This is a genomic window from Azonexus sp., from assembly GCF_041909095.1.
Classification (GTDB): Bacteria; Pseudomonadota; Gammaproteobacteria; order Burkholderiales; family Rhodocyclaceae; genus Azonexus.
This window is the reverse complement of sequence record NZ_JAYREB010000002.1, coordinates 214559-240575: the sequence shown is the minus strand read 5'-3', so window position 1 is coordinate 240575 and position 26017 is coordinate 214559. Positions and strand designations below refer to the sequence as shown.

General features: G+C 65.3%; 20 protein-coding genes. 8 read left to right on the top strand and 12 right to left on the bottom strand.

Annotated features, from left to right (window positions below; translation table 11 throughout):
* Positions 1-2205, bottom strand: coding sequence for a CHASE2 domain-containing protein (locus tag ACE3OV_RS07910; RefSeq protein WP_374326442.1), 2205 nt, complete (start codon positions 2203-2205; stop codon positions 1-3).
* Between the two features lie 393 nt (positions 2206-2598).
* Between ACE3OV_RS07910 and ACE3OV_RS07905 the strand changes: the two genes are divergently transcribed.
* Positions 2599-4182 (top strand): HD domain-containing phosphohydrolase, encoded by a 1584-nt coding sequence (locus ACE3OV_RS07905; RefSeq protein ID WP_374326441.1) that lies wholly within the window; start codon positions 2599-2601, stop codon positions 4180-4182.
* A gap of 51 nt (positions 4183-4233) precedes the next feature.
* On the opposite strand, the gene ACE3OV_RS07900 is transcribed toward ACE3OV_RS07905, so the two are convergent.
* From ACE3OV_RS07900 to ACE3OV_RS07890, 3 genes are read right to left on the bottom strand one after another with little or no spacing between them, the layout of a single operon-like run.
* Positions 4234-5001 (bottom strand): FecR domain-containing protein, encoded by a 768-nt coding sequence (locus ACE3OV_RS07900; RefSeq protein WP_374326440.1) that lies wholly within the window; start codon positions 4999-5001, stop codon positions 4234-4236.
* Positions 4955-8158, bottom strand: coding sequence for a filamentous hemagglutinin N-terminal domain-containing protein (locus tag ACE3OV_RS07895; protein ID WP_374326439.1), 3204 nt, complete (start codon positions 8156-8158; stop codon positions 4955-4957). The genes ACE3OV_RS07900 and ACE3OV_RS07895 overlap by 47 nt, the downstream gene beginning before the upstream one ends.
* Positions 8159-8171: 13 nt before the next feature.
* A complete protein-coding gene (locus ACE3OV_RS07890; RefSeq protein WP_374326438.1) occupies positions 8172-9731 on the bottom strand; it encodes a ShlB/FhaC/HecB family hemolysin secretion/activation protein in 1560 nt (519 codons plus the stop codon).
* Between the two features lie 261 nt (positions 9732-9992).
* On the opposite strand from ACE3OV_RS07890, the gene ACE3OV_RS07885 reads away from it, so the two are divergent.
* Genes ACE3OV_RS07885 through ACE3OV_RS07875 form a run of 3 tightly spaced genes read left to right on the top strand, consistent with a single transcriptional unit; the run spans position 9993 to position 12555 of the window.
* Positions 9993-10481, top strand: coding sequence for a cyclic nucleotide-binding domain-containing protein (locus ACE3OV_RS07885; protein WP_374326437.1), 489 nt, complete (start codon positions 9993-9995; stop codon positions 10479-10481).
* Complete coding sequence (locus ACE3OV_RS07880; protein WP_374326436.1) at positions 10474-11595, top strand: AI-2E family transporter; 1122 nt, start codon at positions 10474-10476, stop codon at positions 11593-11595. Before ACE3OV_RS07885 ends, ACE3OV_RS07880 begins: the two co-directional genes overlap by 8 nt.
* Before the next feature lie 3 nt (positions 11596-11598).
* On the top strand, positions 11599-12555 hold the full coding sequence (locus ACE3OV_RS07875) for a PHB depolymerase family esterase (protein ID WP_374326435.1): 957 nt from the start codon (positions 11599-11601) through the stop codon (positions 12553-12555).
* A gap of 4 nt (positions 12556-12559) precedes the next feature.
* Here ACE3OV_RS07875 and ACE3OV_RS07870 read toward each other — a convergent pair whose 3' ends face one another.
* Both ACE3OV_RS07870 and ACE3OV_RS07865 read right to left on the bottom strand, forming a co-directional pair.
* Positions 12560-12952, bottom strand: a complete 393-nt coding sequence (locus tag ACE3OV_RS07870; RefSeq protein WP_374326434.1) for a group II truncated hemoglobin — start codon at positions 12950-12952, stop codon at positions 12560-12562.
* Positions 12953-12966: 14 nt separating this feature from the next.
* Positions 12967-15111: a YgiQ family radical SAM protein gene (locus tag ACE3OV_RS07865; protein ID WP_374326433.1), complete on the bottom strand. Its 2145-nt coding sequence runs from the start codon at positions 15109-15111 to the stop codon at positions 12967-12969.
* Between the two features lie 169 nt (positions 15112-15280).
* Here ACE3OV_RS07865 and ACE3OV_RS07860 point away from each other — a divergent pair, with 169 nt between their 5' ends.
* From ACE3OV_RS07860 to ACE3OV_RS07850, 3 genes are read left to right on the top strand one after another with little or no spacing between them, the layout of a single operon-like run.
* On the top strand, positions 15281-15631 hold the full coding sequence (locus ACE3OV_RS07860; RefSeq protein ID WP_374326432.1) for an STAS domain-containing protein: 351 nt from the start codon (positions 15281-15283) through the stop codon (positions 15629-15631).
* Positions 15628-16590: an MBL fold metallo-hydrolase gene (locus ACE3OV_RS07855; protein WP_374326431.1), complete on the top strand. Its 963-nt coding sequence runs from the start codon at positions 15628-15630 to the stop codon at positions 16588-16590. Before ACE3OV_RS07860 ends, ACE3OV_RS07855 begins: the two co-directional genes overlap by 4 nt.
* Positions 16587-18713, top strand: coding sequence for a CHASE2 domain-containing protein (locus tag ACE3OV_RS07850; RefSeq protein ID WP_374326430.1), 2127 nt, complete (start codon positions 16587-16589; stop codon positions 18711-18713). Before ACE3OV_RS07855 ends, ACE3OV_RS07850 begins: the two co-directional genes overlap by 4 nt.
* On the opposite strand, the gene ACE3OV_RS07845 is transcribed toward ACE3OV_RS07850, so the two are convergent.
* Positions 18700-19281 carry an OmpA family protein gene (locus tag ACE3OV_RS07845; RefSeq protein ID WP_374326429.1) on the bottom strand — a complete coding sequence of 194 codons (582 nt, stop codon included), beginning with the start codon at positions 19279-19281 and terminating at the stop codon, positions 18700-18702. The genes ACE3OV_RS07850 and ACE3OV_RS07845 overlap by 14 nt on opposite strands.
* A complete protein-coding gene (locus ACE3OV_RS07840; protein WP_374326428.1) occupies positions 19274-19732 on the bottom strand; it encodes a FecR domain-containing protein in 459 nt (152 codons plus the stop codon). The genes ACE3OV_RS07845 and ACE3OV_RS07840 overlap by 8 nt, the downstream gene beginning before the upstream one ends.
* 20 nt (positions 19733-19752) lie before the next feature.
* On the opposite strand from ACE3OV_RS07840, the gene ACE3OV_RS07835 reads away from it, so the two are divergent.
* A complete protein-coding gene (locus ACE3OV_RS07835) occupies positions 19753-20175 on the top strand; it encodes an ATP-binding protein (RefSeq protein WP_374326427.1) in 423 nt (140 codons plus the stop codon).
* On the opposite strand, the gene ACE3OV_RS07830 is transcribed toward ACE3OV_RS07835, so the two are convergent.
* From ACE3OV_RS07830 to ACE3OV_RS07815, 4 genes are read right to left on the bottom strand one after another with little or no spacing between them, the layout of a single operon-like run.
* Positions 20163-22643: an ABC transporter permease gene (locus ACE3OV_RS07830; RefSeq protein ID WP_374326426.1), complete on the bottom strand. Its 2481-nt coding sequence runs from the start codon at positions 22641-22643 to the stop codon at positions 20163-20165. The genes ACE3OV_RS07835 and ACE3OV_RS07830 overlap by 13 nt on opposite strands.
* Positions 22640-23998, bottom strand: a complete 1359-nt coding sequence (gene radA / locus ACE3OV_RS07825) for a DNA repair protein RadA (RefSeq protein WP_374326425.1) — start codon at positions 23996-23998, stop codon at positions 22640-22642. Before radA ends, ACE3OV_RS07830 begins: the two co-directional genes overlap by 4 nt.
* Entirely contained in the window at positions 23999-25093 is a 1095-nt protein-coding gene (gene alr / locus ACE3OV_RS07820) for an alanine racemase (protein ID WP_374326424.1), read from the bottom strand. It lies immediately after the preceding gene.
* Positions 25090-25992 (bottom strand): LysR family transcriptional regulator, encoded by a 903-nt coding sequence (locus ACE3OV_RS07815; protein WP_374326423.1) that lies wholly within the window; start codon positions 25990-25992, stop codon positions 25090-25092. Before ACE3OV_RS07815 ends, alr begins: the two co-directional genes overlap by 4 nt.
* Between the last annotated feature and the right edge of the window lie 25 nt (positions 25993-26017).

Sequence of the window (26017 nt, the reverse complement as noted above, 5' to 3'; positions counted from 1 at the left end):
TTACTTGGTTTTGAAGTTGGTCACGCCATCCCATTGACCATCGCCGGGAGGCGCCAGCAGCAAATGAGCGACGCGTTCCCGATACAGCCGATAAAGCGCTTCGTCCGGTTTTTTTTGCAGCAGATGCTCGAGTATGCGCGCCGCTTCCCGCCATTGCTGCTGCCGATAAGCCTCGAGCGCCGCCTGCCAGGAGGCAAGCTCGGCGCGCAATTCTTCGTCCAGCTCGTTGGCCAGACACAGGGGCTGATGGATCGAGACCGCGGTTGCCTTGCCTTTGACCCGCACCTTGTCGAGCTCACGGAACACGATATCCGGGCACAGCGCCTGTGTCTGCTCGCCGACCGCGATACCGACCCCGTACTCCTTGGTGATGCCTTCGAGACGCGCCCCGAGGTTGACCGCATCCCCCATCACCGTATAGGACTGGCGAACCGGCGAGCCCATGTCGCCGACCGTCATCGTGCCGCTGTTGATGCCGATACCGATCCTCAGCACCGGCCAGCCGCGCGCCTGGAAAGGGGCGGCCAGCGCCGCCACCGCCTGCTGCATCTCGAGCGCGACGATGACCGCGTGCCGGGCATGCTGCGGGTCGGCGAGCGGCGCCCCCCAGAAGGCCATGATCGCGTCACCGATGTACTTGTCGAGGGTGCCCCGATGGCGCCGGATGACCTCGGTCATCGCCCCGAGATATTCGTTCATCAGCGCGGCCAACTCCTTCGGATCCAGCCCCTCCGAGATGTTGGTGAAATTGCGCACATCGGAAAACAGCACCGTCATCTCGGCATTGCGCCCGGCCATGCTGTAGCCCTCCGGATTGCGCGCCATTTCGACGACCAGCTCGGGCGGGACATACTGGCCAAAGCGCTCGGTGAGTTGCCGTTTCGTCCGCGACTCCCAGAAGTAGCCCCAGGCAGCGTTGAAACCGTAGGTCAGCAGGATGACCAGCGCCACTGAAGCGAAAGGCATGACCACCCCGCCCTGCCAAAGGGCAAGATTGGCGACCAGCAACACACCCAGCACTACCAGGGTCAGCACGCTCCCCCGTAACGGATTCAGGAAGGGCAGCGCGACAGCCAGGCCGCCACCGGCAACAATCAGCAACAGCAGCTCAACAACCGGCGTATAGACCGGCCTCTCCTTGATCGTGCCGTCGAGCACTCCGGCAAGCAGATTGGCGTGGATCTCGACACCGGGATAGCTGCCGCCCACCGGCGTTGCCCGCAGATCCTTGAGTCCGGGCGCGGTCGTGCCAACCAGGACAATCTTGCCGAAGAGCAGCGCCGGATCAGCCCGCCCGGCAATCACATCGGCTGCCGATACATAGGCAAAACTTCCCTCCTGGCCGCGATACGGCACCAGCGCCGCGCCATCGGCATCGACCGGAATGCGCAAGGTCTGCTGCCCGCCGAGGATATCGACCCATTCCACCGCTGCTCCGGCTGCCGGCGCAAAAAGTCTGACCTTATCTGCCTCGGCCAGCATCATCGCCATCGCCAGCGCCAATGTCGGCTGGAATGAACCCGCATGCCCCCCGAGCAGGGGAACGCGGCGAGTAATGCCGTCGCCATCCATCAGCGGATTGAAATGCCCGCCGCTGGCTGCCGCTTCCTGAAAAGCTGACAGATTGCCTCCGAACCCCGGCCACTCCGGAAACTGCCCGGGCGGTGGCCGGCCTTCAAGCGCCAGCGGTGGGGGCAATCGGCTGCCGGGAGAGGCCCCTGGCTGACTGGAAAAATAAAATCCGAGCACGACTGGCCGTTCGCGCAATGACTCGGCGAACATCCGGTCATAGTCCAACTCGGCCCGTTGTCCGGCAAGTACGCGCCGATAATCGGCGTTGCCGCGCAGCGGACCCTGCGCCATGGCATCAAGGACGGGCAGCCCGGAACTGTCGTCTGGTTCGGCAAAGACGATATCGAAACCGATCACCGACGCTGCGTAGTCATCGGCCAGACGGCGCACCAGTTCGGAAAGGACACTACGCTTCCAGGGCCAGCGGCCGAGTTCACCGAGGCTTTTCTCGTCGATGTCGACGATGATGATCCGCTCGTCCCGGGTATCAGGCATGAAGGCGCGGACGCGGACATCGTAGAAATAGTGATCGAACAGCGCGACCAGCGGAATGTGCCAGGACTGGACGACATGCCCGAGAATCCAGAAGGTGCAAAGCATTCCGAATATCAGCCGGGGTAGCAGTCGTTTCATCGAGATATCGGGCTTTCCAGGAAAAATGGCCTGGCTCGCGGTATTGCGCAAGCATCGCAGGGGGATACACTAACACGAGCCGCTTCGCGATACACTGGACCCGAAATCCATCGCATCGCAATTGTGTCCGACGACCCACAAAACACTCTTGATGATTTTGAATAAACAGCGAAAGCGCTGATATGCCTTTTATATTGAATGCAAGCGCAATGCGCCAGCAAGTAATTGATGCAGCTTGTTATTCTGCAGGCGCCAATACACTTTCACATATTCAATCCGCTTGTTTTATCGACAAGCCGGAAAAAATCCGTGATCAACCCACGAAGTTTCCCCATGGAAAACAATAAGAACAATAACTGCAAGGAGGCTGGAATATACCGCGCGGAGAATGCCATGAATGACCTCGAAAAATCCCGCCACAGACTGGAACTCCTGTATGACGTAGGTATTTCTCTGAGCAGTGAAAAACATCTGCCGAAACTGCTCGAGAAAATCATCCAGGCGGCAAAATGTATCACCAACGCCGACGGCGGAACGCTTTACCTGCTTTCCGAAGACGGCCGCAGCCTGCGCTACGAAATCGTTCGTACCGATTCGCTGGATCTGGCCTATGGTGGCAGCGCCCCCCTCCCCGCCTCCGGAATTTTTGCCGACCTGCCCCTGTATCGCCCGGACGGCTCCAACAACGACGCCATCGTCGCCGCCTACGCCGCCCTCAGCGCCAGTACCGTCAACATCGCCGACGCTTATGCCGTCAAGGATTTCGACTTCACCGGCCCGCGGGCTTTCGACGCCCGCATGGGCTATCGCTCGCGCTCCTTCCTGACGGTGCCGATGAAGAACCATGAGAACGAATTGATCGGCGTTCTCCAGTTGATCAACGCCATCGACCCCGAAACAGGAAAGACCACCGTTTTCCGCGAAACCGACCAGCGTCTGGTCGAGTCACTGGCGTCACAGGCGGCGGTTGCGCTGTCCAACCGGCAGTTGATGCACCAGATGGAATCGCTGTTCGAAGCGACCATCCGCATGATCAACACGGCAATCGCCAAGAAATCGGCCTTTACCAACAGCCACTGCGTCCGGGTCCCGGAACTGACCATGCTGATCGCCGAAGCCGTCTGCGCCGATACCGAAGGCCCGCTCGCCGGCTGGACACTCAACGAAACCGAACAGCATGAGTTGCGCATCGCCGCCCTGATGCACGATTGCGGCAAGATCACCACGCCGGTACACGTGATCGACAAGTCACGCAAACTGGAAACCATCTTCGACCGCATCGCCCTGATCGATACCCGCTTCGAGATCGTCCGGCGGGACGCCCGAATCCGCATGCTGGAAGCGATCGCTGGCGGCGCCGACGCAGCGGCAGCCGCCGCCGAACACGCGCAACAACTGGCGGAAATCGCTGACGACCAGGCCTTGCTAAAGCGTTCCAACCTGGGCAGTGAACGGATGAGCGACAGCGACGTCGCACGCATCAAGGAAATCGCCCAAAAGTACCGCTGGTCGAGTGCCGACGGGGTCAGCCATCCCTTCCTCGATGAAGACGAGATCATCAACCTGACCATCATTGCCGGCACCCTGACAGCGCCGGAGCGGCAGATCATCAACGATCACATTGTCGCCACCATCAACATGCTGGAAGAACTGCCCTGGCCGAAGCACCTGACGAACGTGCCGGAGATCGCCGGCAACCACCACGAGCGAATGGACGGCCAGGGGTATCCGCGTGGCGTGCGCGCCGGCGAACTCAGCGTCCAGGCACGCATCCTGGCGATTGCCGACATTTTCGAAGCGCTGACCGCTTCCGACCGCCCCTACAAGACACCGATGAAGGTCAGCGAAGCGCTGGCCATTCTGGAGAAGTTCAAGCAGCGCGGCCACATCGACCCGGACATCTTCGACAGCTTCGTGCGCCAACAGGTGCACAAACGCTACGCTGAACTCTTCCTCACTCCCGAGCAACAGGACTGAGCATCGGGAGGCGCCACCCCTGAACGGGCGGGCACCTCCCGGCGCGCTGCATCACATCGAACAGGCCGCGGTATTGCGCGAAGTGCCGACCGTATTGCCCGAGGTGTTGTTGCGGCAGATGCTGTCCGGCATCGAGACGCGCACCCCGCGCTCGGCCGGTACCGCTTCCGGCGCGCTCGCCGCATCACGCACGTAACCGAACTGACCGGCTTCGAACTCCTGTTCGCCCGCCGTGTTCGTCACCCGGATGCGACCGTCCACCACATCGACATGAACCCCAGGCGGCGGCGTCGAGCCGTCGGCGGTACGGATGTCGGCACAACTGTTGCGTCCTTCTTCCTCGGCACAGTCCAGTACGCCGTAGTGCGTCCCGCGGATGCCGATGGTCGCCACCTTGGTCTTCAGGATGACCTTCTCCGGACTACGTTTGCCCAACATGCCGCTGACCGAGCGCAAACCGCCCTTGATCAGCGAAACCGCCGACGAATCCTCGGCCGGGCTGTTCGCCTTGTAGCGATAACGCTCGATCATCACCGTCGTGTTCGGTTTGATCACCATTTCTCCGCCATCGACGAACTTGATCCGCGCATAGGAGCGATCTTCCGTCTGCAGGGTATCCCCTTCATGGACTTCCGAACGCACTGCCAGTAAACGCGTATTGCCCTGCACCGGCTTCAGCACCAGGGTGCCGGCCAGGTGTGTCACATGCGCCGCCAGTTCCGCAGCAGCCACCCACTGGGCGCCCACCGTCAGACAGAGCGCGAACAGTACCTTAATTGCACTGCGCAACGCGCCGTGCAGCAAATGCGTTCTGACCATAGTTTTCATCCAGGAAAAGGAAATCGCCGGTATTACCGAGGGGGCCGCCAAATTCATTGCTGCCACCGCCTATCGTGCCACCCGGCAGGGTCAGCCCGGGTTGCAGCCCGGGCATGGGATTGAAATAGCTGGCCGGCACGAAACTGCCGATGGCAGCGCTGCCGCCAACCGCCGGCGGCAGCGCCGGGGCGCCATTGCCGATCGCGCTGATCAGGGTCTGTTGCTGGTCCTGGGCATGACTGACCGCAGCAGGATCCGGGCCGGTCTGGCAAGCCTGGCCGTTGATGCAGGCGCCAGGGGCGAAAACATCGGCGCCGGTCACCGTGCCGCCAAACAGGTTGATCGTGCCGCCGGTACGAACCGGCCCGGTCAGGGTCAGCGCACCGTTGTTGTTCGCCGCCAGCGAAATGTTGCCAGTACCGGTACTGGTCACACCAAATGTGCCAACCGTCAGCGGACTGTTTGCCGCCACATTGATCCCGCCACTCGCCCGGATGCCGGGCGCCGCGGTGCCGATGACGGTGGCGCCGAAATTGCTGGCAGCAATGTCACCAACGACATCGGCCGAGCGGAATTCGAAATCGCCCGGCGCCGCGAAATTGTGGTTCTGGAAGGAAAGGCCGCCGCTGCGAACATCCGCCGTCAGCATGCCAACCTGGTTGTAGGCGCCCTCGAGCGTCACCCCCTGGCCGGCATCGATGGCCAGCGACGGCGTGCTGATGCCACCAAAGCCACTGATCCTCCCGCCAACATTCAGTAGCAGTTGGGTTGCGGCCTGCAGCGTGGTGTAGGCCGCAATATTGGTATTGCCGAAGGCAAAACCAATATCCGACGAATAGATGACCGCGCCCTTGCTGGCGAGTTGGCCGCCACTAGTGGCGATGGTTTCCGTGTAGCCGTTGGCGCCCGGACTGAAGGTCGTCGAATTCAGGTTGTGCATCGAGAACCCCTCCAGCCCCATCAGGCCGGATATCTGCGCCGTCCCGTCGCCACGGGCGAGACCGATGGTGACATCGCCGGCGAAGCTCGGATGGACGGTGGCATCGGTTTCGGTAGTGGTTGCCCCGTAGTTGAAGGTGATGTTGCCGTTCTGCTGGTTCAGAACGGTTTCGAACAGCGCCTTGTTGCCGGAACGGTAATAACGCCCGACATCCCACTTGACGGCAAGCTCGTTACCGCTGGGGCGGGTAATCTGAATCGACTCGCCCTGTGAGGCATTGATTTCCCAGTCATTCCACGCTGCAGCGATCACTGGCATCCGAAACGCCGCCAATCCGCTCTGCGAATCCCTGTAGGCACCGGTACCACTGGCGAAGGTGATCAGCCCGTTGCTCGAAATATAGGCCTTGTCGTAGCTGGTGCCATAAAAACTGAACTGGTAACCGCTCGGAAAGCGATATTCAAAATAGGAGTCATCGACATACTGCTCAGGCGCGCCGGCCGGCAGGTTGATCGCCAGATTGCCGCCAACCGTCAGCACCACCGGCCCGGCCGTCGATTTCACCAGCCCATTGAGCGTCGTGTCGCCCTTTGAGCTCAGACTGATCTGACCTTGCGTCTGCAAACTGCCGTTGATCAGCATCGTGCCGGTAGTCGCTGCGTTGTTGGCGAGCGGGGCGGTGGTTCCCGAAGCCGGATCCCAGCCGGCGACGAACTGGAAAGCGCCATTGCCCGTATTCACGACGTCGGCCCCGGCCTGAACGGTCAGGTTGTTCTCGGCCAGCAGGCTGAGCTGGTTGCCGCTGGCGAAGGTCTGGCCGTCGACGACATCAATGTTGCCGGCGCCGCTAGCACCAGAGCTGGTCTCGACGACCACATTGTTCTGAGCCAACTGGCTGACCAGATCCTCCCAGTACAGCGTGTAGGCCGAACTCTCGCTCGCCCCGGCAACGGCATAGGCGACGTCGAACTGGCCATCGACCGCCAGCGCCGCCCGGTCGCCGCGGCTGGCGATGGTGACGTCGCTCGGGTCGAGCAGCAACGTACCGGTCTTGCCGGCCGGAGCGCGGGTATCGACCCGCGCCTGGAAAGCCAGGTGCGATTTGCCGGACACCTCGACCAGCCCGCCGTCGCCGCCCTGCTCGCCACCCCGCGCGGAAATCCGCCCGGCGGCCAGCGTGGTGTCGTCCGACCAGACGACGACTTCACCACCCTTGCCGTTTTCGGTGGCATCGGCGCGGATTTCGGCAGCGCTGGCAAAGCGTGTCCGGGTAGCATTCCTAACTTCGGCATTGCGTCCCTGGAAGCCGCCGCCGACCAGCACCTGACCGCCCGCCTGCTTGCCGGAGGCATCGAGCAGACCGGCGGCAACATCCACTTCCTCGCCCTCGACGCTGATCCGCCCGCCACGCGTACCACGAGCCAGCAACTCGCCGCCATCGACCGTCGCCTTGCGGGCAGCGCGCAGGAAGATGCGCCCGCCTTCACGCTCGATCGCCGACACGTCGACCTTGCCGCTGTTGCGCACCAGGGCGCCGACGATGCCTACCTTGCCGGAAGCTGCCAGCAGGTCGCCGACATTGCTCGCCTCGCCTTGGCCAATGACTTCGACCTTGAGGCCGGGCAAGGCGGTGTCGCCAATTTCCACGCGTTCGCCGGCCGCCAGCAGCACCGTGCCACCGGCTGCAGCGATGCTGCCGCTGTTGTTGACCTGGGGCGCGACCAGATAGACCTGCCCGCCATCGGCGGTGCGAATCGTCCCGGCGTTGTTCAGGGCTGCAGCGCCCGGGGTCGGGTCGAACTTCAGCTTGCCGGCGAGGAAGTTGCTGTCGCTCAGATTCAGCGTCGACGCCACCAGTCCGGCGACATCGATCACCGCATCCCTGCCGACCAGGATGCCGGCCGGGTTGATCAGGAAGACGCGACCGTTCGACTGCAACTGGCCGAGCAGTTCGGAAGGATTGTTGCCGAGCACCCGGTTGAGTACGGCGCTGCTCGCCGAGGGCTGGACGAAACGGGTCGTCTCGTTGCGACCGATCGAAAAGGTCTGCCAGTTGATGATGGCGTTGGCCGAATTGGTCACCGTCAGCACATTGCCGCTATTGACCAGTGTTGCCTGTCCCGAAACCACTTGCCCCCCGGTCGGGTTGGCCTGGGCGGCACCGAAGCAGGAAGCGATCGCCAGCGCCAGCAGATTGAACCTGAAACTGCGAGTCATGATCGTCGTCTCCTCAGAACGATGCCATCAGGCTGAAATGGCCACGTACGTCGCCGGCATCGCGCGCCTCGGCCCCCTTGATGACACGCGCCACGTCAAACCTGGCGCTCAGGTTCTTGCCCAAGGTAAAGCGCAGGCCGACCCCAAAGCTGCTGACCGTTTTATCGAGTTGCTTGCCATTCGGCTTGTCGTTAACGCCGTTGTTCCGACCATACCCCGCATCTACGAAAGCCAATGCACGCAAACTTTCCCCATCTGGATTGCGCGAAAGATCAGGGGTAAACAATTCGAGATTGACGAACGCACCTTTGTCTCTCGTCACCTCGCGCTCAAGAAAACCCCGCACGGCCTGATTACCGACAAATCCCAATTGCTCATAAGTGAGAAGGGGCTGATCGCTGAACTGTGCGGTCAATGCGCCGCGTACCTGCCAGTCACCGGCCAGGGCGTGCAATTTTGAAAAGTTCCCTCTCAAAATGAAATAGCCTGGAGGAACGTCCCCACCGCCAGCCTTCTCGAAAGCCTTCCGGTCGCCCTTGTTCCCGCCGGGAAGATTGGCACTCAGCGAAACGCCAAAATCCATGACGTCGCCAGGTATTACCCGCTGCGTTGAATAACCAATCGTCAGAGGCTTGAGAACGATGTCTTCACCTGATTTGGGACAACTAACCCCACCAATTGTGCAACTGTTGTCATAGCTTCGATAATCCCAGCCTACGGAAACACGCGATGACCACTCCCCAACTCTTGGGAGAATGTGCGTGTAGCGAGCCCCAAAAATATTTCCTCGACCACTGAAGGCGATTGGAAGCCCTGCATTCAGAGTACCCGCATCGACGTCCGAATGGGCGTAGAAAACATCGACCACCGCATTCCGCTGGTAGAACGGCACACGATAGCTGAGCGAACCAACCGCCACCTGCTGCACCTTTTCCGGCGAAATCGCCAGCGCCGCCGTCAGTACGTGATCCAGATTGAACAGGTTGGCATGCTGCACGCCGACGCTCAGTCGGGTGCGGCCGGTCTGCCGGGTGCCGGTATTGTCCAGGCTGCCGAAGAAACGCAAGGGATTGCTTTCCTCGACCTTGACGCGGGCATCGACGAAGCCTTCCTGCTGCCCGAGGCCAAGGATCACCTCCATCTGCCGGGCGGGATTTTCGTTGCTCAGCTCAACCTGCTGCGAGATTTCCCGGGTGTTGGGCACCTTTCCCTCGCGCAGGCCGGGGAGCGCCCGGCGCAGGTTGGCTGCGTCGAAATGGGTGGATGTTTCCGGCAAGCGGACCTGGCCGACCAGGGGTTCAAGCACCTCGAAGCGGACCGTGCCTGCGGTCAGTTCCTGTTCCGGCGCCCTGACCTGGACCGCGGCATAACCGCGTTGCCGGTAAGCCATTTCAAGTGCTTCCAGCGCCCGCTGGATCTGACCAAAATCCGCTTGTTCGCCGACATAAGGCGCCAACAAGCTTTCCAGTTCCCCTGCCGACAACAGGGAATTTCCCTCGACCTGAAATTCCCTGATCGGAAATGTATCTCCCGCCTGCGCCGAAAACGCGCAGGCGAGGAGAATCCCGGCCACCGTGTATTTATATGACATACCCATCCAATGCCATTTGATTAACGCATCGTCATGCCCGGAACTGGTGCAATATCAATGCTTTATGATTTACCCTGCAGATAAAAATACTAACAGAGGGAGGTTAAGAAAAGTTAACAAATTTCCCCTTGTGGAATCCTCGCTGCCCGCCATTTCCCGTCCAACGCAACGAAATCGATGCATTCCCCCAAGTGGGGCGAAGAATGTGATAATCCGCGGCGTCAAACCTTTCAGCGCACCGCGATGACCGGATTCATTCGCCGCAAGACGCCCGCTTCGGACCTCTATCCGCTGGCCCGCAGCATCCTTTTTGCCGGGCTGAGCAATAGCGAACTCGGCATCGTCGAGAGCATGCTCCATACCCGGCAATACCAGGCCGGCGAAATCGTCTTCGACGAGGGCGACGACGGCCAGGCACTCTACATCGTGCGGCTCGGCAATATCGCCATCCGTACCGTAACCGCCTGGGATACGCCGGTTGCCGTCCTCGGCCCCGGCAATTTCTTTGGCGAAATGGCCTTGCTCGACCAGTCGCTGCGTTCGGCGCAGGCCAGGGCGCAGACCGAGAGTACGCTGAGCGCCTTGTACCGCGGCGACTTCGAGCGCCTGCTTGAAGCCCATTCGCGGATCGCCAGCCGACTGGCCCTGCAGCTCGCCCGCCAGTTGGGCGCCCGCCTGCGCGGCATGCTGGAAGATGGCGGCAAGCGTAGTGACGTAGCGCACCATGACTGACTACCGTCCCGGCCCGCTGGCCTGGCTGGCGATCATCGCCGCCAGCTGCGGGCTGCTCCTGCTGCTGCAGAAGGCCTTGTGGCTGATCGTGCCGCTGCTGCTGGCGCTGATGATGTATTACCTGCTGACGCCGCTCAAATCGCTGCTCGTCCTGCGCGGCTTCAGTCATGCGCTGGCTGCCCTGCTGGTCGGCATGGCCGCCCTGCTGACCATGCTGCTCGCCGGTGTTGCGCTGGTCGCCTGGCTATCGGCCGGCGACAGCAACTGGACCGACAATGCCTTGCGCTACGTCGAGGGCGGCCTGCGCCTGATCATCGACACCCTGGCCCACCTGGAGCAACGCTCCACCCTGTTTGCCCGGATCGGCGGCGCCCAGGCCATGACCCATCACATCGACCTCCTGGTCGAAGGCTTTGCCGCCCGCCACCTGCCCGGCTTCCTGATGGGCGTCGCTGCCTGGGCGCCGTCAGTGCTGCTGGCACCATTCATCACCTATTTCATGCTGCGCGACGGCTGGCATTTCAAACGCTTCCTCGTCGGCGCCATTCCCAACGCCTTCTTCGAACGCGGCCTCGACCTGATCGACCAGCTCGACCAGACTGCCCGCCAATATTTCGTCGGCCTGATTCAGCTCACCGTCATCGACACCGTCGTCCTCGGTGGCGGCCTCTGGCTGATCGGCTTCGACCATGCGCTGATGCTGGCGCTGGTCGCAGCGGTGCTGGCCTGGATTCCCTATGTCGGTTCGATCGCCGGCTGTGCCCTGGTGCTGATGGTCGCCGCCACCGACTTCGCCGGCCAGCCCGGCATTGCCTACGGCGCGGTGATCCTCTTCATTGCCGTCCGCCTGCTCGACGACTTCATCTTCATGCCGCAAACGATCGGCCGTAGCCTGCACATGCACCCGCTACTCAGCGTGCTGATGCTGTTTGCGGGCGGCGCCCTGGCCGGCATCACCGGTCTGATGCTGGTCCTGCCGCTGACCGGCATCTGCTACGTACTGGGCCGGGCCGCCGGACAGATCCTCGACGATGACCGCCTGCTCGCCCGCCATCGCCTGGCCATGCGCCTGCGACACCGGCGTGCGGCGGACGGACTCGACGCCTTGCCCTGAAGCATGCGCCGCCAGGTCTGCACGCTCTGCCTGCTGCTGGCGTTATCGAACAACGGGGCGTCGCTGGCGGCCGGCACCGATCTTCCAGCGCAAATCGCCGACCGCAGCCAGTCAGTGACGCTGGAAGTTGCCGGTGCGCTGCGCCGTTATCTGCTCTATTTGCCGAGCAATCGCGACCGGGGCGCGCCACTGCCGCTGGTCGTCGCCCTGCACGGCGGCGGCGGCCACGCCGAGTTCATGGCCGACGACGAACGCTATGGCCTGATCAGCAAGGCCGAGCGCGCCGGTTTTGCCGTCGTCTTCCCCAATGGCCACAGCCGCCTGCCGCGCGGCCGACTGGCCACGTGGAACGCTGGCGGCTGCTGCGGCAACGCGCGCGACACCGGCAGCGACGACGTCGGCTTCATCCGCGCCGTGGTTGCCGACGTGGCGCGACGGACGCCGATCGACCGCCAGCGGATCTTCGCCACCGGCATGTCGAACGGCGGCATGATGGCTTACCGCCTGGCCTGCGAAGCCGCCGACCTGTTCCGCGCCGTCGCCGCTGTCGCCGGCACCGAGGCGGTGGCCGGTTGCCAGCCGGCACGAGCGGTGCCGATCCTGCACATTCACGCGCGCGACGACAGCCACGTCCTGTTCGATGGCGGCGCCGGCGCCGATGCCTTCCGCGACCGGCGCCAGGTCATGGATTTCGTCTCGGTGCCGGAAACGATCGCCCGCTGGGTCCGGCGCAACGGCTGCCAGCCGGCACCGCGGCGCATCCTCGAACGGCCCGGCGCCTGGTGCGAGCGTTACACCGGCTGCCGCGCGGCGGCCAGCGTCCAGCTCTGCGTCACCGCCGAAGGTGGCCATTCCTGGCCGGGCGCGGCGCGTGTCCGGCGCGGCAAGGCCGACGCCTCGCAAGCGCTGGACGCCAACGACACGATCTGGAATTTCTTCGTCGAGGTCGCGGGAAGCTGAAAGCTCAGCCTTCCTTGTTGCGCATGAAGTCGGCGGTGTTGAAAAAGTTGTTGAGCAGCACCTTGCGCACATCCGCGTCGATACCGACGTCTTCCATCGCCAGCACCATGCACGCCACCCACTGGTCGCGTTCCAGCGTGCCGATGGCAAACGGCATGTGGCGGGCGCGCAGCATCGGGTGACCAAATTCCTGGACGAACAGGTCGGGACCGCCGAACCAGCCGGACAGGAACTTGAACAGCTTGTCGCGCGAACCGGCCAGGCTTGCCGGGTGCATTGCTCGCAATTCCTTGAACTGGGCAACGCTGTCCATCAATTCGTAGAAGCGGTCGGCAAGCCGGCCGACCGTCGCTGCGCCACCGATTTTCTCGTAGATGGTGGTCTGTTGTGCTTCCATGCTTTCTCCCTGCGTCATCGTGGTGATCTTGTCTTGCGCGGCCCCGGCTGGCGGGCGCCGCCCGCTGCCGGGCGAGGTCCGGCAGCGTTACGCCTGGCCGCTGTCGGACGCGGTGCACCGCCCTGTCTTTCTGGCGCCTGGCGGATGGCGGCAGCCGCCTTCAGCCCGGTACCCGCCGGTTGCCAGGCCGGCACCAGTTGTTTCTTGCCATTGCCGATCAGGTCGGCGCGGCCCATTTCCTTCAAGGCATCGCGCAGCAGCGGCCAGTTCTCGGGGTCGTGGTAGCGCAGGAAGGCTTTGTGCAACTTGCGCTGACGCGCACCGCGCACGGCGCCGACCACTTCCCCGCCCTGCCGGTGCAGCTTCTTCAGCGGGTTTCTTTCGCTGTGATACATCGTTGTCGCCAGCGCCATCGGCGTCGGCAGGAAGGTCTGCACCTGGTCGAGACGGAAGTTGTTCTTCTTCAACCACAGCGCGAGGTTGACCATGTCGGCGTCGGTCGTCCCCGGGTGGGCGGCGATGAAATACGGGATCAGGTACTGCTCCTTGCCCGCCTCGCGTGAAAAGCGGTCGAATAACTGCTTGAAGCGGTCGTAGCTGCCGATGCCGGGCTTCATCATCTTCGACAGCGGGCCTTCCTCGGTGTGTTCCGGGGCGATCTTCAGGTAGCCGCCGACGTGGTGCTGGACCAGTTCCTTGATGTATTCGGGCGAGCGCACCGCCAGGTCGTAGCGCAGGCCGGAGCCGATCAGCACCTTCTTCACCCCCTTCAGGCTGCGCGCCCGGCGGTAGAGCGAAATCAGCGGCGCATGGTCGGTGCCGAGGTTGTCGCAGATGTCGGGATAGACGCAGGACAGCCGGCGGCAGGCCGCTTCGATCTTCTCGTCCTTGCACTTCAAGTGGTACATGTTGGCGGTCGGCCCGCCAAGGTCGGAGACGATGCCTGTGAAGCCCGGCGTCTTGTCGCGCATTTCCTCGATTTCGCGGATCACCGAATCCTCGGAACGGCTCTGGATGATGCGCCCTTCGTGCTCGGTGATCGAGCAGAAGGTGCAGCCGCCGAAACAGCCGCGCATGATGTTGACCGAGAAGCGGATCATCTCCCAGGCTGGGATCTTCGCTTCGCCATAGGCCGGATGCGGCCGGCGGGCGTAAGGCAGCTCATAGACGGCGTCGAGTTCTTCGGTGGTCAGCGGCAGCGGGGGCGGGTTCAGCCAGACGTCGCGTTCGCCGTGCGCCTGGCGCAGCGCGCGGGCGTTGCCCGGGTTGGATTCGAGGTGGAAGGTGCGCGAGGCATGGGCGTAGAGCACCGGATCGTCCTTGACCTGCTCGTAGGCCGGCAGGCGGACGACACTGTGGGCGCGGCGCTCGCGGCGGGCGGCCAGGCGCTCGGCGCGCGGAACGAGGCGCACCGGTTGGGCGCCGTCGCTGGCGGGCGGCGGCGAACCGGCATTGTTGCCGGCTCCCTCGTCCATCGCGTAGGGATCGGCGTGTTTGACCAGCGGTCCGGGCGTATCGACCTCGGTCGAATCCATCTCGTCCCAGTCGGCCGACGGCAACCAGTCGCGCCCGACCATGAAGGCGGTGCCGCGCAGATCGCGGATTTCCGCAATCTTCTCGCCCTTGGCCAGGCGGTGTGCGAGTTCGACGATGGCGCGTTCGGCGTTGCCGAAGACCAGCAGATCGGCCTTCGAATCGGGCAACACCGAGCGGCGCACCTTGTCCGACCAGTAGTCGTAGTGGGCGATACGGCGCAAGCTGGCTTCGATCGAACCGATCACCACCGGCGTGCCGGCGAAGGCCTCGCGACAGCGTTGGGCGTACACGGTAACGGCACGGTCCGGTCGCTTGTTCGGCTCGGCATTCGGCGTGTAAGCGTCGTCCGAACGCGGCTTGCGGTCGGAGGTGTAACGGTTGACCATCGAATCCATGTTGCCGGCAGTGACGCCGAAGAACAGGTTGGGCTTGCCGAGCCGGCGGAAGTCCGCCGCCGAATTCCAGTCCGGCTGGCTGATGATGCCGACGCGGAAGCCCTGGGCTTCGAGCAAGCGCCCGATCAGCGCCATGCCGAAACTCGGGTGGTCGATGTAGGCGTCGCCGGTGATCAGGACGATGTCGCAGGAATCCCAGCCGAGCTGGTCCATTTCGGCGCGCGACATGGGGAGGAAAGGGGCGGGACCAAAACGCTGGGCCCAGAATTTGCGCCAGGAAAACAGGGGGCGCGGCGCGCTAGAAACGTTGGTATTGAGCATGCAATATTTTACCTAAGTCAGAGGACGGCCATGGCATACTTGGCCACTGAAACAATTGCCTGAAGCTTTTCCAGCGATGATGCAACTAACCACCCGCGAGCAGTCCGGCGTTCTGGTCGTCTCCGTCAGCGGTCGCATAGACCACGCGTCCAGTGAAGAGTTCACCCGTTTGCTCGAACCCCTGCTGGTCAACTGTCGCCAGGGCCAGCCCGCATTGCTGCTTGATTTTTCCGGCGTCGCCTATATCAGCAGTGCCGGCCTGCGCGTGCTGATGATGGCCTCCCGCCAGGCCAAGGCGCAACAGGGCAGCTTCGCCATCGCCGCGCTGACGCCGCTGGTTCAGGAAGTGTTCACGATCAGCCGTTTCAACCTCATCGTCCCCTGCCATGCCTCGGTGGACGCCGCCTGCAAGGTGCTCGGACAATGAAGCAGGTCATTTTCTGGGGTACCCGCGGCTCGCTGCCGACGGCGCCGACCGGGCAGGTCATCCGCGAGAAGATCATCGCCGCACTGGCTGCCGCCAACGGACGCAGCTTCCGGAACCGCGATGCGCTCGAACAGTTCGTCGGCGGCCTGCCATTCACCGTCAGCAACACTTTCGGCGGCAATTCGTCGTGCGTCGAAATGGTCACCGACGGCCCCGACCACCTGATCTGCGACATGGGCAGTGGCGCCCGACCGCTCGGCCAGAGCAAGATCGCCCATTACGGCACGCCCAACCCGCAGACCTACCACATTTTCATCTCGCATCTGCACTGGGACCACCTGATGGGTTTCCCGTTCTTTGCGCCGATGTACATTCCCGGCAACCACATCGTCATCCACGGCTGCCACCAGCAGCTTGAAGAGGCGGTGCGCATGCAGATGCGGGCGCCCTGCTTCCCGGTCGATTATTCGCAGGCTGGCGCCAGGATCGATTTCGACCTGATGACGCCGGACCTGCCGCACGAAATCGGCGGCGTCAGGGTCACGCCCAAGCTGCAGCTACATACCGGCGACTCCTACGGCTACCGTTTCGACAGCGCCGACAAATCAGTGGTCTATAGCACCGACTCCGAGCACAAGCTCGACGACCTCGCCTCCTTCGAGAGTTTCGCCCGCTTCTTCGCCAAGGCCGACCTGGTCATTTTCGACGCCATGTATTCGCTGGCCGAAGCCACTTCGGTCAAGGCCGACTGGGGGCATTCGAGCAACGTCGTCGGCGTCGAGTTGTGCCAGGCCGCCGCCGCCAAGCGCCTGGCCCTCTTCCACCACGAACCGGCGCATGACGACGCCCAGCTCTTCCGCCTGTTCGAGGAATCGATCCGCTTCGAGCAGATCACCCGCGGCGACCGTCCGCCGCTGGACATCGTTTCCGCCTACGACGGCCTGACCATCAACTTGTGAGCCGGGCCACCGCCGCCCTCGTTGCCTTGCTGCGCGCCGGGCGCGGACGGCTGTTCCCCGCCCTGCTGCTCGGCATCGGCGCCCTGCTCCTGAGCAATATCGAGCGGACACCGCTGCACGCGCTGCAACTCAACCAGTTCGACCGTTACCAGCGCCTGCTGCCGCGCGAGCGGCCCAGCGAACCGGTGATCATCGTCGGCATCGACAGCCAGAGCCTGCTTGCCCACGGCCAGTGGCCGTGGCCGCGCGACCTGCTGGGGCGGCTACTGGAGCGCATCCAGGCTGGAGAACCGCTCGCCGTCGGCTTCGACTTCATCTTTGCCGAAACCGACCAGCACGCGCCGGCCCTGCTCGCCCGGCGCCTGCCCGGGATCGACCCCGGCCTGCTCGAGCGCCTGCCCGATCCCGACCAGCAATTTGCCGAGGTCATCGGCCGGGCGCCGACCGTCCTCGCCACGGTCGGCCTGCCCCAGGCACTGGCCGGCGCCAGATTGCCGCGCCATCCGCTGCCGCAAATCGCCGTCGAAGCGGGCGCCGACCGCCAGTTGCCCCGCTTCGCCAGCGCCTTGTCCAGCCGCCCGGAACTGCAAGCGGCAGCGGGCGGCGAAGGCTTCATCAACGCCACGCCGGATGCCCGCAACGGCGGCCACGACCGTGGCATCCTGCGCCGTGTGCCGACGCTGGCGCTGATCGATGAACAGCCCTACCTCTCGTTGCCACTCGAGATGGTCAGGCAGGCGCTGGGTGGCGGCGCCGTCGCCATCGAGGCCGGCGGCAAGGGCATGGCGGCGCTACGTCTGGGTGACTACCGGCTGCCGACCCAGGCCAACGGCGAACTGCTGCTGCATTTCGGGCGCGCCAGCTCGCATTACTACCTGTCGGCCGCCGACGTCCTGGCCGGCAAGCACCCGCCGGAAACCTTCGCCGGGCGCCTGGTGATCGTCGGCTTCAACAGCATCGGCCTGCAGGACCGCATCATCACCCCGCTCGGCGACAGCCTGCCCGGCGCCGACGTGCACGTCCAGGTCATCGAGAGCCTGCTTGCCGGCGACGCCCTGCGCCGGCCGGACTGGATGCCGATACTCGAACTGACCGCCCTGCTCGCCGGCGGCCTGCTGCTGATCGGCAGCATACCGGCCTTGCGGCCGCGCTATGCGGTACTCGGCTTCACCGCCGTCGGCGGCAGCCTGCTGCTCGCCGGCCATCTCGCCTACTTCAGCGGACGCTGGCTGGTCGACGGCAACACGCCGGCCCTGCTGCTCGGCCCGATGTTCATGGCCCTGCTCGGCAATACCCTGATCCGCGCCGACGAGCGGCGCCAAGCGGCGGAACGGCAACTGCAGGCAAGTCGCGAGCAGGCGGCGCGCATCGCTGGCGAACTCGACAGCGCGCGGCGCATCCAGATGGGACTACTGCCCGATCCCGAACGCCTGTTCGCCGACGAAACGCGCTTTGCACTCGCCGCCATCCTCGAACCGGCACAGGCGGTCGGCGGCGACTACTACGACTGTTTCATGCTCGACGCGCGCCGCCTCTGCATCGCCATCGGCGACGTGTCCGGCAAGGGCGTTCCCGCCAGCCTGTTCATGGCCATCTCGAAAACCCTGGGCAACACGCTGACCCGGCGCCACGATGATCTCGGTGCCGCGATCCGCGACCTCGAACACGAACTCGACCGCAACAACACGGCGCTGCTCTTCGTCACCGCCTTCGTCGCCATTCTCGATGCCGACGACGGCCGGCTCGACTACGTCTGCGCCGGCCACGACGCGCCGCTCCTCAAGCGCAACGGCGAACTCCAAGCGCTACCGACGGCTGAGATTTCGGGCCCGCCGCTCTGCGCGCTGGGCGATTACCCCTACGCCAGCGGCTGTATCCGGCTGCAGCCGGGCGACCTGCTCTGCCTGTTCACCGACGGCGTCAGCGAGGCCAGCCACGACGGCCAGCTATTCGGCCGCACCGGGCTGGAAGCCTGCCTGGCCGAGACGCCGGAAAGCGAACCCGCCATCGTCTGCCGGCAGATCCGCGACAGCGTCCGCCGCTTCGAAGCCGGCGCAGCCGCCGCCGACGACCTGACCTTGATGCTCCTACGCTGGAACGGCCCGCCGCTCAGCGGATGCTGATCTCGACCCGGCGGTTGCGCGGCTCATCGACTTCGTCGGCGGTCGGCACCAGCAGTTCGCGCTCGCCGCGGCCGGCGACTTCCAGTTTCTCCGGCGCCACGCCTTCGGACACCAGCTGATCGCGCACCAGTTCGGCGCGTTGCCGCGACAGCGGATCGTTCTCGGCCGGCGAACCAACGCGGTCGGTATGGCCGATGACCATGACCTCGACCGCCGGCCGTTCGGCGATTTCCCGCTTGACGCCGACGAAGGCCTGCGCCGACGCCGGCGTCATCGTATCGGTGCCGGTTTCAAAATAGACGGTATAACTGGTCGGCCGTGGCGGCAGGGCGCGCAGGGTCTCGCCGTAGCGCAGCTCGACCTGCTCTGCCGCGCTCTCGCTCGACCGGTTGATGCCCAGGCGACGGGCGGTCGCCGCGTAGGGGTGTTCGAGGACGCGTTCGCCGCTGGCATCGCGGACGATGACCTTGCCCGGCCTGCCGTCCGTCGACGGCAGCAGGACCACCCGCTCGCTGGCGCAGGCGGCGAGCAGCAGACACAGCGCGACGACCGGAAACGCCCTACTCATCGCTGCCACCGATCACCTCGACCAGAAATTCGGTGCCGCGCACGCCGAGCACCGAGGTCGGCGTATGGAAATCGACCGACTCCGGCGTCCGCTTGGCGATCTTGCCGGAAGCGACCGCCAGCGTCCCCTTGCGGATACCGACCGACATCCCGCCCTCCAGCGTCGAGCTGTTGAAAGCAAACTTCTCGATGACGATCAATGAATTCGGCCCCGCCGAGAGCAGCGTGTTGTCGCGCAAGGTGACGCCGAGCGCCCCGTCGGCACCTGTGCGTAGGCGATCGGTCGCCAGCACCGGCGTCCCCACCGTCGCCGGCAGACGTTCGCCGGCCCGTTCGATCGCCGCCTCGCCCCGGCTGATCTTGACCATGCCGGCCACTTCCGCCGCCTGCACTGCGGTCCCGGCGAGAAAAGCGAACATGAAAGCCAGCGCTCGATGTGCTCTAATCATCATCCCAAGCTCCTTCCTGAGTCATGAACACGCATTCTACGGAGATTTCCGTCGCCCCGCGCCATGATGCGCTGAGCGGGCTGCTCGCCACACTGGCCGGAGCCTGCCGGCAACTGGCGGTCGGCGAAACGCAATGCCTGCGCCTGCAACTCATTGCCGAAGAGCTGTTCATCAACACCGTCGATCATGGCGGCGCGGACCCCGAACGCAGTGTCGTCAGCCTGCGCCTGATCCGTCGGCAGGACAACATTGTGCTGCATTACGAGGACCACGGTCTTCCCTTTGACCCGTCGTCCTGCCCCTTGCCCGCCGTCGCGCCCGACCTTCCCGGCGGCATGGGCATCCGCCTGATCCGCGGCCTGAGCCGCGAGATAAGTTACCGACGGGAAGACGAACACAACATCGTCGAACTCGTCCTGCACCCGGCTGCCGATCAGGCGCCCTGACGTAGCGCCACCAGCGGCGGCACGCCGAGCAGGCTACGCATGCCCAGCCAACCAGCGAGCGTCGTGAACGCGCCACAGCCGAGGGCAGCAAGCAGTGGTGAGAGCAGGGAAAACTCGGGCGCCAGATCGAACACCTGGCGCGCCAGCAACTGGCCGACCGCCGCCGCGCCGAGCGCCGCGATCAGGCCGGCGAGTCCGCCGACCGCCGCCAGTTCGACCAGCAATGCCCCGCGCAGTTGCTCGCGGCGGGCGCCGAGCGCGCGCATCACCGCCAGTTCGAAGCGCCGCTCGTCGATCGCCGAGAGGAAAGCCGCGTAGAGGACGACGGCGCCGGCGGCGAGGGTGAACAGGAAAACCAGCTGGACGGCGCCGACGACCTGGCCGACGACGCCCTGGATCTGCGCCAGCACCGCGTCGATGTCGATCACCGTCAGGTTGGGGAAGGCTTCGACCAGTTGCGCCGCCGCCTGCCGCCGTTCGGCCGGCAGGTGGAAGCTGGTGATGTAGCTGGCCGGCGCGTCGTCGAGCACGCCGGGCGGCGTCAGGACGAAGAAATTGACCCGCATCGAATCCCAGTCGAGGCGGCGCAGGCTGGTCACCGCGACGCTTTTCTCGACACCGGCGACGCTGAACACCAGGCGGTCGCCAAGCGCGATGCCGAGCGTCTTCGCCAGCCCGGCTTCGACCGAGGCTTCCGGGCCCGGACCGGCGAACCAGCGGCCGCTGGCGATCTCGTTGCCGGCCGGCAGCTCGCGCCGCCATGACAGGTTGAACTCGCGCTCTACCAGGCGCTGGGCGCGCTCGTCGTCGGGAAAGTCGGCGGCACTGACCGGGCGCTCGTTAATCTTCACCAGGCGCGCCCGCACCATCGGCGCCAGTTCGGCGGCGATGCCCTGGCCAGCCAGCCAGTCGGCCAGCGCCTGGCGCTGCTCGGGCTGGATGTTGATGACGAAGCGGTTCGGCGCATCGGCCGGCAAGGATTTCTGCCAGGCATCGACCAGTTCGAGCCGGGTCACGCCAAGCAGCAGCAAGGCCATCAGGCCGATGCCGAGAGCGACGATCTTCAGCGTGTTGGCGGCACCGTGCCGCGCCAGCGTCGCCAGTCCCTGGCGCCAGCCGAAACCGGCGCCGCCGCGCAGCCGACCGGCGATGCGGACGGTGCTCCAGGCGAGCCCCCAGAACAGCGCCAGCGCGCCGCTGAAGCCGGCGACAGCGAACAAACCAAGGCGCAGGTCGCCGGCGGCGCGGACGATGAGCAGCGCCAGCAGCGCGAAGCCGAAAACGTAACCGAGCACGGCCAGCGGTGCCGGCGGCCCGAGCTCGCGGCGCAGCACGCGCAGCGTCGGCACCCGCGCCAGTTGCAGCAGCGGCGGCAGTGCGAAGCCGAAGAGCAGCACGCCGGCGACCAGCGCCCCTTCGCCGAGCGGGCTGGCGCCGGGCAGCGGCAGTTCGCCGGCAACCAGCCCGGCCATCGCCGCGACCAGCGCGAAATGGGCGGCAAAGCCGAGAGCGGCGCCAAGCACGGCGGACAGCGCAGCCAGCCAGAAGAAGGACAGCGCATGCAGGCGCAGCAGCCGGCCCTGGGTCATGCCCAGGCAGCGCAGCACGGCGCAGGCGTCGAGGTGGCGCTGCATGTAGCGGCGGGAGGCGAGCGCCACCGCGATGGCCGAAAGGATCACGGTGAGCAGCGTCGCCAGGCCCAGAAAGCGCTGCGCCTTGTCGAGCGCGTTGCGGATTTCCGGGCGGGCGTTTTCGATGCCTTCGAGGCGCTGCCCGCGCCCCAGCCGCGGCTCGACCCAGGCCCGCCATTGCGCCAACGCCGCCGTCTCGCCGGCGAGCAGAAGGCGGTAGCGGACGCGCGCGCCGAACTGGACCAGGCCGCTGCCAGCGATGTCGTCGAGGTGCATCAGCAGGCGCGGCTGCAGCGCGAAGACATTGAAGCTGCGGTCGGGTTCGCGGGTCAGCACGGCACGCACCGGCAACTGCAGCTGGCCGACGCCGAGCATGGCGCCGGGTTCAAGCGCGAGCAGGCTGAACAGGCGCTCGTCGGCCCAGGCGGTGTTCCGCGGCGGACCGCCGTCGACCGCGACGTCCGGCTGGCCGGGCGCGGCGGCCGTGCGCAGGCGGCCGCGCAGCGGATAAGCGTCGCCCACCGCCTTGATCTCGACCAGCTCCGCCCGGCCGTTGGCGAAAACCATGCTTGGAAAAACCAGCGTCTGCGTCGTGCGCAGGCCGAGGCGCCCGGCCTCGGCGGCCAGTTCGACCGGCAGCGGCTGGTCGGCGGCGACCACCAGGTCGGCGCCGAGCATCTGCCGCGCCTCGCCCTCCAGCCCCCGGCCAACCCGGTCGGCGAGAAAACCGACGGCGCTGACCGCGGCGACGGCGATGGTCAGCGCCGCGAAGAGCAGGCGCATCTCGCCGCCGCGCAGCTCGCGGCGCAGCATGCGCCAGGCCAGCGTCAGCGTCACTGCAGCTCCCGGATACGCTGCACGGCTTCCTCGACGCGCCGCACGGCGATCACTTCCATGCCCGGAATCGCCTGCCGCGGCCGGTTGGCCTCGGGGATCAGGGCGCGGGTGAAGCCGAGCTTGGCGGCTTCCTTCAGACGCTCCTGGCCGCGCGGTGCCGGGCGAATTTCACCGGCCAGGCCAACTTCACCAAATACTATAAGTTTCTCCGGCAATGCCTTGTTTTTCAATGAAGAAGTAATCGCCATGATCACCGCCAGATCGCCCGCCGGCTCGCCGATCTTGACCCCGCCGACGGCGTTGACGAAGACGTCCTGGTCGAAGCAGACGATGCCGGCGTGGCGGTGCAGCACCGCCAGCAGCATGGCCAGTCGCTGCGCATCGAGGCCGACGGTCAGCCGGCGCGGGTTGCCGTGCGCGGTGTCGACCAGGGCCTGGATTTCCACCAGCAGCGGCCGCGTTCCTTCCTGCGTCACCATCACGCAGGAGCCAGCGACTTCCTGTCCGTGCTGCGACAGGAACATCGCCGACGGATTGCTGACCCCCTTCAAACCGCTCTCAGTCATTGCGAAGACGCCGAGCTCGTTGACCGCGCCGAAGCGGTTCTTGACCGCGCGCACGAGGCGGAAGCTCGAATGCGTGTCGCCCTCGAAATAGAGCACGGTATCGACCACGTGTTCGAGCACGCGCGGTCCGGCCAGCGCGCCTTCCTTGGTCACGTGACCGACCAGGATGACGGTGATGCCGGCCTGCTTGGCCAGCCGCGTCAGTTGCGCCGCGCATTCGCGCACCTGGGCGACCGAACCCGGGGCGCTGGAAAGCTGGTCCGACCACAGCGTCTGGATCGAGTCGATCACCGCCACCTGCGGTTTTTCCGCCTGCAGCGTGGCGAGGATGCGTTCCAGGTTGATCTCGGCCATCAGTGGCAGGCTACCGCTGTCGACGTTGAGGCGACGGGCACGCAGCGCGACCTGCTGGCCGGATTCCTCGCCGGTGACGTAGATCACCTTGTGCGCCAGCGACAGGTGGGCCAGCGCCTGCAGCAGCAGCGTGCTCTTGCCGATGCCGGGATCGCCGCCGATCAGCACGACGCCACCGGCGACCAGACCGCCGCCGAGCGCCCGGTCGAACTCGCCGATGCCGGTCGGGATGCGGTCAGCCTCGCGGGCTTCGATGTCGGCCAGGTTCTGCAGTTTCGCCGCCGGCGCCAGTGCTTCGAAACGGTGCTTGCCGGGTTGCTCGGCGATGGTCTCGACCAGCGTGTTCCAGGCGTTGCAGCCCGGGCACTGGCCCTGCCATTTCGGGCTGGTCGCACCGCATTCGGTGCAACTGTACTGGGTCTTGGTTTTGGCCATTTATTGCCCGTCGACCGTGACCGGCACGCGCGGCGCAACGGCGCAGAAGAGTTCGTAGGAAATCGTGCCGGCGGCAGCGGCCACCGCGTCGGCAGGAACATGACCGGCCTCGCCCGGGCCCCACAGCGTCACCGGGCTGTCGATGCCGGCTTCGGGAATCTCGCTGAGGTCGCAGGCCAGCATGTCCATCGACACCCGGCCGACGGTGCGCGTCAGCTTGCCGGCGACGGCGATCGGCGTGCCGCTCGGCGCCGAGCGCGGGTAGCCGTCGGCGTAGCCGCAGGCGACGATGCCGATGCGCATCGCCCGCTCGGCGGTGAAGGTGCCGCCGTAGCCGACGCGTTCGCCGGCGGCGATCGACTGCACACCGATGATCCGGCTTTCCAGGCTCATCGCCGGCTGCAGCCCGAATTCGGCGGCGGTCTGGTCGGCGAACGGGCTGGCGCCGTAAAGCATGATCCCCGGCCGCACCCAGTCGCCGTGCGCCAGCGGATGACGCAGGATGGCGGCGGAATTGCCGAGGCTGACCGGACCATGCCAGTCGCCGGCCAGCGCCTTGAAGCGTTCGAGCTGCCAGAGCACGCCGCGCGCGCCGTCGGCTTCGGCGAAATGGGTCATCAGCGTCAGGTTGAGCGCCGGAATCTTCTTCAGGCTTTCCCAGGCCTGCGGCAGCGTCGCCGCGTCGAAGCCGAGGCGGTTCATGCCGCTGTTGATCTTCAGATAGAGGCTGAGCGGGCGGTCGGCGCGGGCGTGCGCGGCGAGCATCTCGATCTGCTCGCGGCAATGCACGGCGCTGTGCAGGCCGTAGTCGACGACGCGGCGGGCGTCGGCCTCGCCGAAGATGCCTTCGAGCAGCAGGATCGGCTGGCGCACGCCGTGCTCGCGCAGGAGCACGGCGTTCTCGCATTCGAGCAGCGCGAAGCCGTCGGCCTCGTCGCGCAGCGCTTCGACGGCGCGCAACTGGCCGTGGCCGTAGGCGTCGGCCTTGACCACCGCCCAGGCCCAGGCGTCGGGGGCGCAGGCCTTGGCGATACGGTAGTTTTCGAGAATGGCGGCGGGCCGGATACGGGCCCGGATCGGTCGTGAGATGTTCATGCAGCCTGTTCCTTGAGCTTGCGACGGGCGAAATCGATGAAGGTGGACAGCAGCTTCGACTGGAAACGGTCCTGCGGATGCACCAGGTAGAGGCTGCGCTTGAGCGGCGGGTCGAGCGGAATGCCGCGCAGTTCGCCGAGGCGGATTTCCTTGGCGACAACGGCGCGCGAGACGATGGCGAAACCGAGTCCGGTCGACACCACGCCCTTGAGCGCTTCCGGACTGCCCAGTTCCATCTGCGTCTTGAGCGACTCGGGCGTGACGCCGTGCTCGCGAAAATAGGCGTCGGTGATCGCCCGCGTGCCGGACCCCGGCTCGCGCGAAATGAATTCGTAGTCGGCGAGATCAACCGGCTTCAGCGCCTTGAATTCGGCCAGCGGGTAATCGGGAACGCAGACCACCTGCAGTTCGTCCTCGCAGCAGATCTGGCTGCTCAGCCCGGACAACCTGGCGGGCGCCTCGATCAGGCCGACGTCGAGACTGTGTTCGGCAACCTGCCCCTCGATGCTCTCCGTGTTGGCGACGATCAGCCGCGCCCGCACCTGCGGATAGAGCGCATTGAACTCGCCGAGCACGCGCGGCAGCATGAACTCGGCGATCGTCGTGCTGGCGCCGACCAGCAGCGGGCCGCGCATTTCGCCGGTGAGTTCGGCGACGCGGGTGTCCATCTCGTCGGACAAAGCGAGGATTTTCTGCGCGTATTCGAGCACCAGTTCGCCGGCCGGCGTCAGGTCGATGCTGCCGTGACGGCGTTCGAACAGGCGCGTCGAGTACTGCTCCTCAAGCTGCCTGATCTGGAAGGTGACCGCCGGTTGCGTCATGAACAGCGCGTCGGCGGCGCGGGTGAAACTGCGGTGTTTGGCTACGGCATGAAAAACCTGTAGTCGCCGATCAGCCATGGTTCGGCTCCCGTCTGCGCAAAGA

Coding starts and splice junctions, on each gene's coding strand:
- ACE3OV_RS07910 (WP_374326442.1), bottom strand. CDS start 2,205: ATGAAACGACTGCTACCCCGGCTGATATTCGGAATGCTTTGCACCTTC.
- ACE3OV_RS07905 (WP_374326441.1), top strand. CDS start 2,599: ATGAATGACCTCGAAAAATCCCGCCACAGACTGGAACTCCTGTATGAC.
- ACE3OV_RS07900 (WP_374326440.1), bottom strand. CDS start 5,001: ATGGTCAGAACGCATTTGCTGCACGGCGCGTTGCGCAGTGCAATTAAG.
- ACE3OV_RS07895 (WP_374326439.1), bottom strand. CDS start 8,158: ATGACTCGCAGTTTCAGGTTCAATCTGCTGGCGCTGGCGATCGCTTCC.
- ACE3OV_RS07885 (WP_374326437.1), top strand. CDS start 9,993: ATGACCGGATTCATTCGCCGCAAGACGCCCGCTTCGGACCTCTATCCG.
- ACE3OV_RS07880 (WP_374326436.1), top strand. CDS start 10,474: ATGACTGACTACCGTCCCGGCCCGCTGGCCTGGCTGGCGATCATCGCC.
- ACE3OV_RS07875 (WP_374326435.1), top strand. CDS start 11,599: ATGCGCCGCCAGGTCTGCACGCTCTGCCTGCTGCTGGCGTTATCGAAC.
- ACE3OV_RS07870 (WP_374326434.1), bottom strand. CDS start 12,952: ATGGAAGCACAACAGACCACCATCTACGAGAAAATCGGTGGCGCAGCG.
- ACE3OV_RS07865 (WP_374326433.1), bottom strand. CDS start 15,111: ATGTCGCGCGCCGAAATGGACCAGCTCGGCTGGGATTCCTGCGACATC.
- ACE3OV_RS07860 (WP_374326432.1), top strand. CDS start 15,281: ATGATGCAACTAACCACCCGCGAGCAGTCCGGCGTTCTGGTCGTCTCC.
- ACE3OV_RS07855 (WP_374326431.1), top strand. CDS start 15,628: ATGAAGCAGGTCATTTTCTGGGGTACCCGCGGCTCGCTGCCGACGGCG.
- ACE3OV_RS07845 (WP_374326429.1), bottom strand. CDS start 19,281: ATGAGTAGGGCGTTTCCGGTCGTCGCGCTGTGTCTGCTGCTCGCCGCC.
- ACE3OV_RS07840 (WP_374326428.1), bottom strand. CDS start 19,732: ATGATGATTAGAGCACATCGAGCGCTGGCTTTCATGTTCGCTTTTCTC.
- ACE3OV_RS07835 (WP_374326427.1), top strand. CDS start 19,753: ATGAACACGCATTCTACGGAGATTTCCGTCGCCCCGCGCCATGATGCG.
- radA (WP_374326425.1), bottom strand. CDS start 23,998: ATGGCCAAAACCAAGACCCAGTACAGTTGCACCGAATGCGGTGCGACC.
- alr (WP_374326424.1), bottom strand. CDS start 25,093: ATGAACATCTCACGACCGATCCGGGCCCGTATCCGGCCCGCCGCCATT.
- ACE3OV_RS07815 (WP_374326423.1), bottom strand. CDS start 25,992: ATGGCTGATCGGCGACTACAGGTTTTTCATGCCGTAGCCAAACACCGC.